General features: G+C 51.9%; 14 protein-coding genes. 6 read left to right on the top strand and 8 right to left on the bottom strand.

Features of this window, described 5'->3' with window-relative positions:
• The first annotated feature begins 119 nt into the window (after window positions 1-119).
• The 4 genes from MIH19_RS18625 to MIH19_RS18610 all read left to right on the top strand — a co-directional run bounded on the left by MIH19_RS18625 (window position 120) and on the right by MIH19_RS18610 (window position 4,232).
• Entirely contained in the window at window positions 120-1,655 is a 1,536-nt protein-coding gene (locus MIH19_RS18625; RefSeq protein ID WP_249006278.1) for an FAD-binding domain-containing protein, read from the top strand.
• Between the two features lie 62 nt (window positions 1,656-1,717).
• Window positions 1,718-2,923: a chromate efflux transporter gene (gene chrA / locus MIH19_RS18620; RefSeq protein ID WP_249006277.1), complete on the top strand. Its 1,206-nt coding sequence runs from the start codon at window positions 1,718-1,720 to the stop codon at window positions 2,921-2,923.
• Between the two features lie 89 nt (window positions 2,924-3,012).
• Window positions 3,013-3,441, top strand: a complete 429-nt coding sequence (locus MIH19_RS18615; RefSeq protein WP_249006276.1) for a PAS domain-containing protein — start codon at window positions 3,013-3,015, stop codon at window positions 3,439-3,441.
• A gap of 155 nt (window positions 3,442-3,596) precedes the next feature.
• Entirely contained in the window at window positions 3,597-4,232 is a 636-nt protein-coding gene (locus tag MIH19_RS18610) for a shikimate kinase (RefSeq protein WP_249006275.1), read from the top strand.
• 10 nt (window positions 4,233-4,242) lie between these two features.
• Here the strand turns inward: MIH19_RS18610 and MIH19_RS18605 are convergent, their stop codons facing one another.
• From MIH19_RS18605 to MIH19_RS18585, 5 genes are all read right to left on the bottom strand, one after another.
• The gene (locus tag MIH19_RS18605) at window positions 4,243-4,779 is read right to left on the bottom strand and encodes a shikimate kinase (protein ID WP_249006274.1); all 537 of its coding nucleotides are present in this window, start codon (window positions 4,777-4,779) and stop codon (window positions 4,243-4,245) included.
• A 48-nt stretch (window positions 4,780-4,827) separates the two neighbouring features.
• Window positions 4,828-6,054 (bottom strand): serine/threonine transporter SstT, encoded by a 1,227-nt coding sequence (sstT, locus tag MIH19_RS18600; RefSeq protein WP_249006273.1) that lies wholly within the window; start codon window positions 6,052-6,054, stop codon window positions 4,828-4,830.
• Between the two features lie 94 nt (window positions 6,055-6,148).
• Window positions 6,149-7,201 carry a Fic family protein gene (locus MIH19_RS18595; RefSeq protein ID WP_249006272.1) on the bottom strand — a complete coding sequence of 351 codons (1,053 nt, stop codon included), beginning with the start codon at window positions 7,199-7,201 and terminating at the stop codon, window positions 6,149-6,151.
• Window positions 7,202-7,254: 53 nt separating this feature from the next.
• Window positions 7,255-7,467: a hypothetical protein gene (locus MIH19_RS18590; RefSeq protein WP_249006271.1), complete on the bottom strand. Its 213-nt coding sequence runs from the start codon at window positions 7,465-7,467 to the stop codon at window positions 7,255-7,257.
• A 61-nt stretch (window positions 7,468-7,528) separates the two neighbouring features.
• The gene (locus MIH19_RS18585; RefSeq protein WP_249006270.1) at window positions 7,529-8,536 is read right to left on the bottom strand and encodes a virulence protein RhuM/Fic/DOC family protein; all 1,008 of its coding nucleotides are present in this window, start codon (window positions 8,534-8,536) and stop codon (window positions 7,529-7,531) included.
• A gap of 470 nt (window positions 8,537-9,006) precedes the next feature.
• Here MIH19_RS18585 and MIH19_RS18580 point away from each other — a divergent pair, with 470 nt between their 5' ends.
• Window positions 9,007-9,960, top strand: a complete 954-nt coding sequence (locus MIH19_RS18580; protein WP_249006269.1) for a hypothetical protein — start codon at window positions 9,007-9,009, stop codon at window positions 9,958-9,960.
• Window position 9,961: 1 nt separating this feature from the next.
• Window positions 9,962-10,708: an HIRAN domain-containing protein gene (locus tag MIH19_RS18575; RefSeq protein ID WP_249006268.1), complete on the top strand. Its 747-nt coding sequence runs from the start codon at window positions 9,962-9,964 to the stop codon at window positions 10,706-10,708.
• A gap of 250 nt (window positions 10,709-10,958) precedes the next feature.
• On the opposite strand, the gene MIH19_RS18570 is transcribed toward MIH19_RS18575, so the two are convergent.
• The 3 genes from MIH19_RS18570 to MIH19_RS18560 all read right to left on the bottom strand — a co-directional run bounded on the left by MIH19_RS18570 (window position 10,959) and on the right by MIH19_RS18560 (window position 13,098).
• Window positions 10,959-12,149, bottom strand: a complete 1,191-nt coding sequence (locus tag MIH19_RS18570) for an ImmA/IrrE family metallo-endopeptidase (protein WP_249006267.1) — start codon at window positions 12,147-12,149, stop codon at window positions 10,959-10,961.
• A gap of 12 nt (window positions 12,150-12,161) precedes the next feature.
• On the bottom strand, window positions 12,162-12,446 hold the full coding sequence (locus MIH19_RS18565; RefSeq protein ID WP_249006266.1) for a type II toxin-antitoxin system HigB family toxin: 285 nt from the start codon (window positions 12,444-12,446) through the stop codon (window positions 12,162-12,164).
• A gap of 217 nt (window positions 12,447-12,663) precedes the next feature.
• Entirely contained in the window at window positions 12,664-13,098 is a 435-nt protein-coding gene (locus MIH19_RS18560; RefSeq protein ID WP_249006265.1) for a restriction endonuclease subunit S, read from the bottom strand.
• Window positions 13,099-13,196: the final 98 nt, after the last annotated feature.

The following is a 13,196-nucleotide window of genomic DNA, read 5'->3' as shown; positions in this document are numbered from 1 at the left end:
CCACCGGAGGATGTTATGATTAGACCGTTAAACCAAAAGCCTGAAGTATCAGATGCGGAACAGATTTACCTTCTAATCTAACTTTTGACAACAGTGCAACGCCTTACGGGAATTGATGGGTGCAGATATTCTGGCTTAAACGCAACCTGAGGCTTCAGGACTCAGAGCCTTTTTTTGAAAGCATGCGAGCCTTCCGCAAGAAGGGGAAAGTGCTTCCCCTCTACTGTCACGAGCCTGAGCTGATTCAGCAGCCAGACGTTTCAAGGCAGCACCAGTTATTCATTCAGGAAACTCTTGAAGAGCTTGATCGTGATTTTCAGTCGATCGGAGGCAAGCTCCTTCAGGCTGTTGGCGAAACGGTGGATGTTCTTGATCGCATCCACCGCGTGCAGCCTCTAACCAAGATATGGACCCATCAAGAAACCACTCAAAACAGCCAGTTCCAGCGAGATAAAGCGGTTGCTGCCTGGTGTGCCGACCATGGCGTTGAACTGCTGGAGCTCGCGCAAAACGGGATTGCCAGAGGGTCGCAAAAGCCCGAGTTATTCCCGCCTTATTTTGCCGGCTCTGTGTCATCCAAACTTCGTGACCCTATTGGCACCGACCTAGCCCAGCGATTCGCGCCCCTGCCGTTTCCGTCTTGTGATCCGAAGGGAATACCAAAAGCCGCTGGAACAGACAAACCGCTGAGGCAGAAGGGCGGGCGGTCACAAGCCATTAAAAATTTAAATCGATTCTTCACCGTTCCGTATTTAAAGCAATACCCGTTTCAGATATCCAGCCCGAATACGGCTTGGCAGGGCTGTTCGCGGATATCAACGTATCTGGCTTACGGTATTGTCTCAGACAGAGAGATATTCCAGGCTGTGGATCGAGTAGTAACCGACGCACACAGCCGGATGAACGCTGACCAGTTCGGTAAGTTTCAGGAAAACGCGCGTTTCTATCTAGATAGGTTGAGCTGGCGCCGGCAGTATATGCAAACATTTGAAACCCGCCCCGAGCTGGAATTTGAGTGCATGCTTGCGCAGTTTAACGGGGTTCGTGAGGCCGATTTCTCTTTAGCGCATTCGTCAAGACAGTCTGAAAAACACTTCACAGCCTGGAAACAGGGGCTAACCGGGTTTCCATATATTGATGCAGCGATGAGGTTCCTCCACCAGACCGGCTGGATCAATATGCGTCTGCGGGCAACCCTGGTCTCATTCGCTACTATGAATCTGTGGATACCCACCACCAAAGTGGCGGAATATCTGGCCACCGAGTTTCTGGATTACGAGCCAGGCATTCATCATGTTATTCATCAGATTATAGCGGGCACCACAGAGTTCAACGAGCTTATGGTTTATGACCCGGTAAAACAGGGCAGGGACCATGATCTTGACGGGCATTTTATCCACAAGTGGGTTCCGGAACTTGCGGATGTGCCCGGCAGTGAACTTCATGACTTGTCTAAGACGGCGTTCAGGCTGTCAAAACACGCCGAAATTCTCGGTTATATGCCTTACCCGGAAGCCGTTGTGGATCATCGGACAACGGCAAAAAAAGCCAAAGACAGGGCAAGCGATTTGCGGCGAAGCGATTCAGACCGCCACAGTGTGTCCGCGGAGACGTCGAGCGAACACAAGCAGGATTTTCAGCAGTCACTATTTTGAATCAGCAGTGACTGTTCTGAATAGGGAGAAAGTGGCCGGCTGGCCGTAACTGAGAGGGATTTATGAAAACAAACCTGCCCCGATATAGTAGAGAGCGCATTAGAGAGGTTTTTAGCGCATTTCTACTATTGGGCCTGACGTCCTTTGGCGGTCCTATTGCCCATCTTGGCTACTTTCGTACGGAGTTTGTGGAACGCCGTCGCTGGCTTTCCGAGCAGGCTTACGCCGACCTTGTCGCCTTGTGTCAGTTTTTACCCGGACCGGCCAGCAGTCAGGTAGGTTTCGCCTTGGGCCTGATGCGAGCCGGCCCTTGGGGTGCAGCTGCAGCCTGGGCTGCTTTCACGCTGCCTTCAGCCATTGTATTGGTGCTGTTCGCTTTGGGTGCCGGGATGCTTGATGACCCCGTAAGCCAAGGCATCATTCACGGCTTGAAAGTGACAGCGGTGGCGATAGTCGCTCATGCGGTATGGGGAATGGCGCGCAATTTATGCCCTGACCGCCAGCGCGCCGGCATCGCTCTGGCAGCGGTGTTCACTGTGGTGTTGTTCGACGGCTCCTTGGGCCAAGTCACGGCCATCGTCATTGGCGCCTTAGCGGGCATGGTGCTGTGCCGGGTTCAGGCTGACAACGACGCACCCGAGTTGCTGCTAACTGTTTCTGCCCGGGCCGGCTTTTTGGCGGGGCTTCTCTTCGTTGTTTTGCTGTTGGGCCTGCCGCTACTGACCTGGGTTACCCCTTCCGCCACTTTGGCGGTGATGGATGCCTTTTATCGCGCTGGCGCCCTGGTGTTTGGCGGTGGTCACGTAGTGCTGCCGTTGCTGGAAGCCGAGGTGGTGCAATCCGGCTGGGTCGGGGCGAACGAATTTCTGGCGGGTTATGGTGCCGCTCAGGCCGTGCCCGGACCGTTGTTTACGTTTGCCTCCTACCTGGGGACCGTGATGACGCCGCTGGGCGGTAGCCTTTTCGGAGCTGCCCTGGCGCTCTTTATGATCTTTTTGCCCGGAATGCTGCTGTTGGTGGCGGTGTTGCCGCACTGGAACCGGTTTCGCCGCTGGGGTCGCGCGCGAGCATTGATGAGCGGTGCCAATGCGGCTGTGGTGGGCATTTTGGGCGCAGCGCTTTATCAGCCGGTGTGGACCAGCGCCATTCTGGGCCCCTACGAATTTGCGTTGGCACTGACCGGCTTTCTTCTTTTAAGCGTATGGAAATTACCGGCTTGGGCGGTGGTGGTTATCCTGGCAAGCGGCGGCGTTCTTATCACCATTTGATGACACATTTTCTAACACACTTTGCTTAACGCACATCGCCAGCTGCGCCGGTTTTCCAAAGCTCTCCTTTTGCACGAAGAGGCTATCTGATGGCATTTTTTGGTAAGAAAAAACGAGAACTGCAGGCTGCTCTCGACAAACTTGAGGCGGCCGAAAAGCGGATTATCGAGCTGGAGGCGGATTTCCAGGCCATTGAAGCATCCTCGGCCGTTCTGGTGCTTACCCCGGATGGCCTGATTGAACGGGTAAGTGACGCATTCCTTGCGCTGCTGGGATACAAGGCTGAAGAGTTAACCGGGAAGCATCACCGTGTGCTTTGCGAGAGTGCCTATACCGGTAGCGAAGAATACATTGTGTTCTGGCGAAGTCTGGTTATTGGCGTTGCACAGAATGGGCGCTTTCTGAATCTTGATGCAAGCGGGCAGGGTGTTTGGCTGAAAGCGCGTTATCTGCCGGTAAGAATCAATAAAGGCATGGTCAGGCGCATTCTTGTGATGGTGGAGCGGGCTGAAAAATAATCCTGTCTTGGTTTGGCGGCGACGTTATTATTCCGCCGTCTATATCTAATGAAAAAGCAAAAGGTATGTTTCTGAACGGTTGAGTTGAACTTCGGCTTTATCTGCGCATGATCAAGCTCTGATCAGTTTCAGACTTGCACCCGGGAGGAAGAACGTTGACACAACACTTATTGTTATCACTCGGCCACTATCATCCTGTCGTGGTCGTGGTCGAGGGAATGGGTGGCTACGACCCACGGGATCCTGTTGTTGTCGCAGCTGAGGTCTCAGAACGAATCATGTCGTACTGGGGCCAAAAGCAGATACAAAAGCCAAAGTTCCTCATCACACAAGGTGACTCGCTGGAAGGGCGGGGTATTTCCGCCATTACGCCTCTGGTTGCTGCCAGATTTGGCCTGTCCCGCGGTCTTGTTTGTCTGGACGAGAGGATTGCTGAGTACCATTCGCCCAATGCTGACCGAGACAATGTGATTCTGGAGCTTAAATATTCCCAGCTAGTCGATGTATTAAACCATAGCCGGCCAGGAATAATGGAACGTCTGGAAAGGGCAATCGATGATCGCATCGAGAGGAAGAGTCAAAAACGTAAAGCTCTGGGTGAAAACCCGCTAAAAGACTACTTCCGTGATTTTGCGTTGTTGCAGGAAGTGACTAAGGCCGCGTGCTCGCACCTGTGTAGAGGTATTACGGTTGCCCACACGTCCAGCGAAATCAGTGAATTTTCGGTCACCAGTTTTTACACCGTCGGGCTCGAACTTGGGTTAGTTGATCCAGATGACATGGTGCCGTGACACCAGTAACTTAGCTGCATGGGCGCGCCTCGTTTTTGATACTGCCCAGGCCGTCTATCAAAGCGTCGCAAACCTGATCGTGACTTAGGGCGTCGCCCCGAATCGTCAGGTCGGCATAGCGGGAATACAAGGCGGATCGCTCCTCAAAAAGCTCCAAAAGCGATTGATCAGGCCTTTTTGAAATACCCCGCAAACTGTAGTCACCAATCCGCGCGAAAACCGTATCCAGAGAAATATCGAGGAAGATAACAGTGCTTGTCACCTTGAGGTGCCTCATGGCTGCGTCACTATAGACGGCGCTGCCACCGGTGCTGATGACGTGCTGTTGCACATTCAAGTTCAATAGCACCTGCTCCTCTACCTTTCGCAAGGCAACGTATCCATCCTGGTCAACGATCTGCTGAAGCGTACGTCCGGTTTCTTGCTGTATCAACAAATCGGTGTCAATAAAACCCAGTCCGAGTTTTTTGGCAACCAGCACACCCACCGTGCTTTTACCGCTGCCGGGCATACCCACAAAAATGAGGTTATTAGACTCTGCTAGCATGTCGTGCATCCTGATTTGCTATGCCGCCCAACCTTCAATATTCAAATCTCACCCTTCTTGCCGGGCTTCCGCCCGTCGACAGGCTGCCGCGGTGAATAGCACGTCAGTAGAAGAGTTAAGGGCTGTTTCGGTGGAATCTTGCACCACGCTGATTACGAAGCCAATAGCGACCACCTGCATGGCAACTTCAATGGGCACTCCAAAAAGACTGGTTGCCAGAGGAATTAAAAGCAACGAGCCGCCGGCGACTCCGGAAACACCGCAAGCCGCCAGGGCTGAGACGACGCAAAGAATCAGCGCGGTGGGAAAATCAACGGGGATGCCAAGCGTGTTCGCCGTCGCCAGAGTGATCACCGAAATGGTGATGGCGGCACCGGCCATGTTGATGGTTGCGCCCAGCGGGATAGAAATCGAATAAGTGTCTTCATCCAGTTTCATGCGCTCACACAGCGCAAGATTAACAGGTATGTTGGCTGCCGAGCTGCGAGTAAAAAAAGCGGTGATGGCGCTGCCACGCAAGCACTCGAACACCAGTGGGTAAGGGTTGCTGCGAATCTGCCAGAACACCAGTAACGGATTCGTCACCAGCGCCACAAACACCATGCAGCCGACAATAACCCCAAGCAGCTGGCCATACTCCAACAAAGCAGCCAGACCTGCATCCGCCAGCGTAGTGGCAACAAGCCCAAAAATGCCCAGAGGCGCAAAGCGGATAACGCCACGAACGATTCCGGAGACAGCGTCAGAAAGGTCGTTAAGACCTTGGCGCGTTGCCTCGCTGGCGTTACGCAACATAAAGCCAAGGCCAATCGCCCATGCCAGAATGGCGATGAAGTTGGCCTCCATCAATGCTGTGACAGGATTGGCGACAGCGCTTAGTAATAAATTTGTCAGAATTTCGCCAACACCCGAAGGCGGATTTCCAGTTACGCCCGTTAGGTCCAGCGTCAACTCTGTGGGCATCAGAAAACTGGCCACCACTGCTACCACGGCTGCTGCAAGCGTTCCTGTTATATAAAGAATCAACACCCCGCGGATATGGGTGGGCTGGCCCTGTTTGTGTCCTGAAATGGCTGCAGCCACCAGCACAAAAACCAACACCGGCGCCACGGCTTTTAATGCCGAGACGAACAACTGACCAAGAAGCGCAACAGAGCCGGCAGCCTCTGGCGATATAATAACCAGCAGCACACCGGCAACAATGCCGATGGCAATTTGAGAAACAAGACTCAGGCGCATCACTGGTCGGAAAACAGAGCTCAATCCAGAAAACATGAAAACCTCAAAGTGTAGTTTTTAAAAAATAGACAATCGCGTGCTCAGTGTTGGCGCTTGATTATGCAGTGTTCCTCAGTAAGCGTGGCGAATGCTAGGCACCTGGTGCAAGCTGCGGGAAATAAAACGGCTCTGCATACTCCGGGATATCCCATTTTAGAGGTGATCGACTGCTGGTTTCGCTGAGCAGGCCTTCCTTTTTTAATTGCGCAAGTAATCGTATAGCACTACGTTTCGGCATCCCCGTTAGATCGATGGCATCAGCCCGTTCCAGAGATCCTGCTAGGAACGCATTGTAAAGCAATAGAACTGTAATCGGTCTGTACTTCCGGGTCATTCCAGGAACGCGACCATCATTCGTGCCCTGCATTGGATAGTCTGCTTGTGCCAGAGCTGCTTTGTAATCTGAAGACTGGCGAGCCAGCCCTCGGCTGAGGGACCAGATGCCGTAGCTCTCCAAACCTTCCGCCCGAAAGAGGGCGTCGGTCCATAACCGAACGACTCGACCATTCCCGTCCATAAACGGATGAATCCATAAAAATCGATGGTGAGCACAAGCAAGGCCGATCAGCCGGCTGTAGCCTGGATAGCGGGCAGATCGGTATTCATCACAAAACCCCTCCATCAAACTCGCCAGACCTTTGGCATCAGGAGGAACATGCCGCCCGACTTTCACATTCTGTTGCCGCCATTGTCCAGGCTCAACCATTGCAACGATTTCGTTTTCATCGCGTAGCTGTCGCAAGGACTCTGGAAGCCCCTCATAAAACCGACGGTGAAGTGTGAGAATAAACGCCGTAGAACAAACTGTTTTCAGTGTCAGTTCCTGGCCTTCAATCCATTTCTGAACCCTAATGTGCGCGACCGACTCTATTTGATGATCACGTTTAACTGGATCGTCGCTGTAGTGCCCGCACTGAGCCTCCCGAATTTCATGGTGAAGTGTTCGTTTTCCTTCGATAAGGTTGGAATAATAGAAGTTGATGACTGCCATGTGGCAACGGATTGTATCGGCACTTTGGGTCGGTATCATCCCCGTCAGCTTTGCTGCTTGGCGATTCAATTGAGTCACCAGGTCAAAAATCCCATGCTGTTGAAGCGCGGATTCTTGGGGGAAAAAGGGAGTGATGGCAAGTTTCGATGTCATGGTTTGGCCGGTTTTGTAACCACTGTCTTTATAAGATAAGCACTGCTATCTGTTTATTTTAGATCATTTTTATTATTTTTTCTTGGCATGATGCGAAGTGATTTTGGCCGGATGATTGGCCGGTTTATTATGAAGTTTTCGTTATTCAGTAAGGCGAACTTCTGTGCTGTGGTGAAGATGATTCCAGCGAATTCACGTTCAGCCAGCAGCTGGCGCAATGTGTCCCGGTCGTCTGCCTGCACGGGTTCCTGTTTAACGAAGTCCACCAGAAGCGCCTGATCGTGCCAGACATTGTTGTTCCAGCTGACCTTCAGGCATTTCTCAGTCCTATTCCCTAGGGGGCTCCTTCAGCATTATGAAATGCTCAATCAGCCGGATCATCAGGGTTTTCTGATCCGGCAGGCTCTCAGCGACCAGAAGGGCCAATGCCACTAGGGTATTGTCATTGATAAGTTGTTCTACCGGCTTTGCCAGCAAGGACGCGTTGCGGCGCAGGTACCACAAAAACAAAAAAGAGCCGCAGCGCTTGTTGCCGTCGGCCAGCGGGTGATTTTTTATTACAAAGTAGAGCAAGTGAGCGGCGCGTGTGGCGATGTTCGGGTAGAACAGCTCATCACCGAAGCCCTGTTCTATCGTAGCAAGGGCTGATGTAAGGCCATTCCCGCGGAGCTGGCCGAACAGTTCGGTGGCTTCGCCCTTGGCAATCAAGGTTCGCTTCAGCTGGCCAATGGCCGTCAGTGCTTCGTCCAGCTCCAATGGCTGCATATCAAGTTGCTTGATACCCACTTCGGCCAACCGCTGTTCGTCGTAGCCCTGCAACAGGCTCCACGAACGGGCGTAGTCACTGATGACTCGGGCAACGGCTTCGCCTTCGGTGGAAATTAATCCTTGATGAGTCAGGGTGCGGCTCAGTAGATTAACGGCCTGCTCGAACTCTATGCCGCGTTCCGTGAGCCGGCGCTGGTTGAGGGTGTAGCCTTGAACCAGGTGGTCTTTGAGGACTTGGGTGGCCCATTGGCGAAACTGGGTTGCGCGCTGTGAGCTGACTCTGTAGCCAACGGATATAATGGCATCCAGGTTGTAATGCGTGATGCTTCGGCGAACCTGTCTTTTGCCTTCCTGCCGAACTACCGAGAAATCCTTGGTAGTTGGATTTTCCTTCAGTTCACCCTCTTGATAGATATTCTTCAGGTGCAAACCGACGTTATCCGTTGAGGTGTCGAACAATGCAGCCATCTGGCTTTGGTAAAGCCAAACAGTCTCCTGTTGCAGCGCCACTTCAAGCTGGGCCTGGCCATCGTTCGATGTAAAAATCCGTATTTGTTGTTCAGTCATGACATTTCCTTGTCTAGAGTTCCTTTTGGCGGCGCATATTGCTCGCGAAATCCAAAGCTACCAGAGATTCCGGCTTTATTCAGCATCCTGAACCGGCTCTTTGCTCAGGTCTGTGGTTTTCAACTCCTGCTTAATCTTCTCCAGCGGGCCGCTAAGGGCCTGCTCCAGTCGTATCATATGCTCCACCAGCCATTGCTTAGTGTTGGCGCTTGATTGTTGGGCGCTCAGTCCATTATCTTGCCGCTAACACGACCTCTGCCTCTTGGTCCCGATTGGAGCTTACGCGGGGGGGGTATTGCTTTGTGGGCGCCAAAGATTATTGAGAAAGCTTGCGCTCACAGTTAATGTTAATGTAATACGGCCTCAATCGGTGGATCCGCACTGCGGTAAAGCTGGTGCGGGGTTTTTTGTTTTGTGCGGGCCAGATAAAGATGATTGATAGAAGGGAAGTTTGGCAAGAGCCCGGGCAGGTGATTGATATTGCGGGCTGGGATATCCACCAGGACTATGAAGTTTTTCCGGTTGGTGCTCGCGACAAGTCGTTGCGCGTTTCTCCAGGCCCTGCCCCATTCGACTTCTGCCTGGCCGGGCATCGTTACCTCTTCAAAGAGGCGATAAAAAGCGCCAAGAATCCAAATCAACCGAGACATCCTGATCAGTATTGGGCCGAGGTCATCGCTTTTCGTGTTGGTCGATTGATGGGTCTGACTTTACCTCCTGTTTTTGTGGCAATTGATTCGCTCAGTGATGAGCCGGGAACCGTAAACGAATGGTTTTTAGGATACAACGACGAAAACGATGAGCGTTTTTTCCCAGGCGGAGACTACATGCAACGCCGCATTCCTGACTACGATCGGGAGAAAGGCAAGCGACACAATCTATCCACTATCATTACGTTAAGCCGTGTACTGGAGCGAGGCGGATGGCTCTCTCATGATTGGCGACTTTACTGGGGGCTAGGTCTTTGTTTTGACGCCTTAATTGGTAATACCGACAGGCATCAAGAGAACTGGGGTCTGATTTGGACAGAAGACAGCCCTACCGCGAGGTTTGCACCATATTTTGACAACGGAACCAGTCTCGGCCATGAGTTGCAACCCGAGAAAATGCAACGCATGGTGCGTGATCCGAACGAGTTTAACGCCTATCTACGAAGAGGGGAGCATCAGATGCGCTGGTCGTTGGGTGACGAACGGCGCTTACCGTCAATTCAAGGAATTGTTCGGTATTGTGAGCATTTCCCTGAGATTAGGGCAATACTAATAGAACGGCTCGTGGGAGTGTGCGAGGATGAGTTGGTGGCAATGCTGCATAACTTAACGTGCTTTGACCTTCCTCATCCATTTACTCAGCAGCGCGCTGAGTTCGTTGCTTTTCTTACACTGCGAAGGAGAGAGCGCCTACTGCAGGCCCTGGAGAACTGACATGACCCGCTTGATTGAACATCTGGTTGAACCACAACGACTGCTGCTTTTTTGGCAGGCACGAGAGAGCCAAAAGCGCTCCCGGTATCGTGTGGGGCAATTGGTAAAGCAGGGTGGCCATGTGGTGCTCCAGTACAGTGTTGGAACTGAGATGGCTCGCGCCAAAGAGGTAGGATTCCAAGGTTATCCGGCCTTTCCGCTGAAGCAGGTAGAGCACCGTCATCAAGTGATGGAAGCGTTCACGCGCCGCCTGCCGCCGCGCACCAGGCGAGATTTTAGCCGTTATCTTGAGCTTCGGGCCATTCCGGCTGACGCGGACATTAGTGAATTTGCTTTGTTGGGCTATAGTGGCGCCAAGTTGCCGGACGACGATTTTGAGCTTGTGCACCCCTTCGATGAGCCACCGGCGGCTTTTGAGGTGTTGATTGAAGTCGCGGGATTCCGACATGAGGCCGAACTTGAAGTTTCGGAGCTGCAAGCTGGCGATGAAGTTCAATTCGTTCCTGAGCCGAATAACCCGGTGGACTCGAGTGCAATTCGGATGGAAAGCAAGGGATGTAAGCTGGGATATGTGCCCAGGGGCCATCTCACTATGTTAAATCGTATGCTTTCAGGCGGTGCTGGTTTAACCGGAGAAGTGTTCCGCTCCAACGGCACGCCCGCCCGACCACTTGTTTATGTACTGACACAAATCATTCACCATAATGGGTTGATGATGCCGAGTAGTCCCCTGAGGCTGCAAGCCTGAGTTGTTCATATAATCCTTAATACGACCCTGGCCTCTTGGTTGCTGACAATCGCAATCTACGCTGGGGTTTTTATTTCCTGCCTACACCAATCTTTTCAATCTTCTCTAATTCCCATACCGCTTAGTACCAACTTCTTCGATCAATGCTGAACTGGAAATAGTTCCAGCTGTTTTTCAAGCCGGCGCTGCCATTGGGTATTGCGGGAAATCGACTTCACCCGCCTAGTAGCCAGCCTACGAAGAGCTCATATCAGAAGCTGATTTTTTCTCTGAATAGCGTCCCAAAAAGCATGTGGTTGCCGGATTCATGACGCAATCTGCCTGCAATAATGCAAGGCGAGATGTTGAGGTCTCGGGCAAGAGTTCGAATGCTGCCCGGGTCTGTTGGCTTTTGGCTTTCCCATATTTGGGAAGGCATTAGTGCACTCTGAGCCAGTGCGTCAGCTTCGTCTTCCTTTTCGTCGTTACTCCTCGCTTTGAGGTCATCTATAAACCAAGTCTCTGTTCCATCCAGATGTAGAGCAACATGTGAAAGTTCGTGCATGAGCGTGAACCAGAAATTGTCGAGCCTGTCGTGTCTGAGCGTCATGGCAATTACTGGATTGCCGTTCGCTGCAATACATACCGCCCCGTCAAGATAGGTTTTTGGCAGGTGAGGTTCTATAACAAGATGAATGCCCGTTTTGTTCAAGTATTCAATTGCAAGCTGCGATCCTTTTTCCGACCAGGACAGTTGAGCAAGAGTTTTCAGCCATGCCAGGTTAACAGTCCCTTTTTTGTAGGCGATGGGTAATCTCTGCTCCTGAGCTTTGTGCAGTACACGAGCCTGCCAGGCCCACAGTGCGTATGGGTCTGTTACTTTGTCGTTAGAACGCAAATGCGCGGTGGTACGGAGCATCGCTGGTTTGAGCTCAAAGCCGCCCGGAATACCCTTCAATAACTTGCTTACCCACTCGGAGGCATACTCGCTCAATTCCTGGAGCGAGCCGTTGAACCCCTCGAAATACCCTCTTTTTCGCATCACGCTCAGAGGGAATGCCTGCCAGTCGATATCCTGGCTGTTTGCGGTTTCCTGTGACATATCCCGAATGAGTACGTCGGCTGGGATTCCAAGGCCGTCAGTGAGTCGACGAATCATGTTGAGGCTCAGGTTGCGTGTGCCGTTCAGTACCTCGGTGACCTTGGATGCGGAGCCAATGTAAGGAATCAGATCTTTCTTCTTGAGGCCCTGCTGATCCATACGGAAACGGATGGCGTCCAGAGGGCCCGGCACATCAACCGGGAATTGCTTACGCTCATAGCGTTCTATTAACAGTGCCAGCAAATCCAGCTCATCAGCGTCTTGACTGCCCGGCTGAGGATCAGCATCCATGAGACCCATGACACGGGCCATAGCCTGCTCATGTTCCTCCGGAGTTTTGATAATTTTGATGTGATCCATGATGTCTATTCCTTAAAATCGCTTTTTATCGTATTCAGCGTGAGTGCCCACCCACTCCACCACCACAATGCCGTTCTGATAGCGGATTTTAACGACGAGTCGGTAATCATTGCCTTTGATATTGAAAATGGCCCGATTGCCGGCGAGAAAATCTGCACTGCGATAGCGGTTCTTGATGTCTTGTGGGGTCTGCCAGGCCGCCCCCTCAGCTTCATTAACCCATGCTTCCAGCGGTTTTTTGGATGAAGCGTGCTTACGAATAAAATCGTAAATGTTTTCTCTTCCTAAAATTTTCATAAGCTAGAAAGTTTCCTTTGAGGGAATTATAGAGTTTGTTTCCAAAAAGGGAAGTTCCGAGTAGTTATAAGGACAGCGCAAGCTATTCCAGTATCTACTCTTAAGCAGTATAAACAGTTAACCAAGAGCTGCCTCCACAACTGTATTGGCCAGTTGGCAGCGGGTTTCGCTGGCCTGGTTCAGGCGTTCTTTAAGTTGATCGGAGAGAGCCATGAGTTCATTCATCGATTTTTTGGACGATGCGGTGTTGTTCATCGGCGGAAGGTAATGCCACGGGCATCTTGTTCAAGATGCTGTGGTTCAGGTTGGTCATAGTCGTTCCGACTGAATTGCCCGATAGGTAGTTGCGAACAGTGGCTGTAGCAAACAAAAGTAGAATGAATCTTCGGTTGATGTCTGGATTAAACCGCAGCACGAAGCTTCCGGTTCCGCACAGCCAGCCGGCTTCTCTGTTAGCTACAATTGCGCATCGGCCAACCTCGCCTCGTCTGGCCATTACAATGTCGCCTTCCGCCAGGCGATAACTTGCCAGATCATCTGCTTTAGACTCGGTGACGCTGATCGAGCGGTCTTCTTTGATCGTGCCATTTACCATATGAGACGGGTTAATCAGTGGGGTGCCGTTCTCAACATAGTCGTGCTTATGAATCATTGAGCCCTAGATTCAAGTATTAAGTGCAGCACCGCTCGTATCCAAGCCCCCTGAGTATTCGCCCCAGAAAACTTCTGCCGGTGTGCGATAACCCAGCC

This window comes from Marinobacter sp. M1C, assembly GCF_023314135.1.
Lineage (GTDB): Bacteria > Pseudomonadota > Gammaproteobacteria > Pseudomonadales > Oleiphilaceae > Marinobacter.
The sequence above is the reverse complement of the archived record's forward strand: the minus strand, read 5'-3'. Positions and strand labels throughout refer to the sequence as shown.

Bases quoted from the DNA above. Each gene is read 5' to 3' on its own strand.
- MIH19_RS18560 (WP_249006265.1), bottom strand. From the start codon at position 13,098: ATGATTCATAAGCACGACTATGTTGAGAACGGCACCCCACTGATTAAC.
- MIH19_RS18570 (WP_249006267.1), bottom strand. From the start codon at position 12,149: ATGGATCACATCAAAATTATCAAAACTCCGGAGGAACATGAGCAGGCT.
- MIH19_RS18615 (WP_249006276.1), top strand. From the start codon at position 3,013: ATGGCATTTTTTGGTAAGAAAAAACGAGAACTGCAGGCTGCTCTCGAC.
- MIH19_RS18575 (WP_249006268.1), top strand. From the start codon at position 9,962: ATGACCCGCTTGATTGAACATCTGGTTGAACCACAACGACTGCTGCTT.
- MIH19_RS18595 (WP_249006272.1), bottom strand. From the start codon at position 7,201: ATGACATCGAAACTTGCCATCACTCCCTTTTTCCCCCAAGAATCCGCG.
- chrA (WP_249006277.1), top strand. From the start codon at position 1,718: ATGAAAACAAACCTGCCCCGATATAGTAGAGAGCGCATTAGAGAGGTT.
- MIH19_RS18565 (WP_249006266.1), bottom strand. From the start codon at position 12,446: ATGAAAATTTTAGGAAGAGAAAACATTTACGATTTTATTCGTAAGCAC.
- MIH19_RS18585 (WP_249006270.1), bottom strand. From the start codon at position 8,536: ATGACTGAACAACAAATACGGATTTTTACATCGAACGATGGCCAGGCC.
- MIH19_RS18605 (WP_249006274.1), bottom strand. From the start codon at position 4,779: ATGCTAGCAGAGTCTAATAACCTCATTTTTGTGGGTATGCCCGGCAGC.
- sstT (WP_249006273.1), bottom strand. From the start codon at position 6,054: ATGTTTTCTGGATTGAGCTCTGTTTTCCGACCAGTGATGCGCCTGAGT.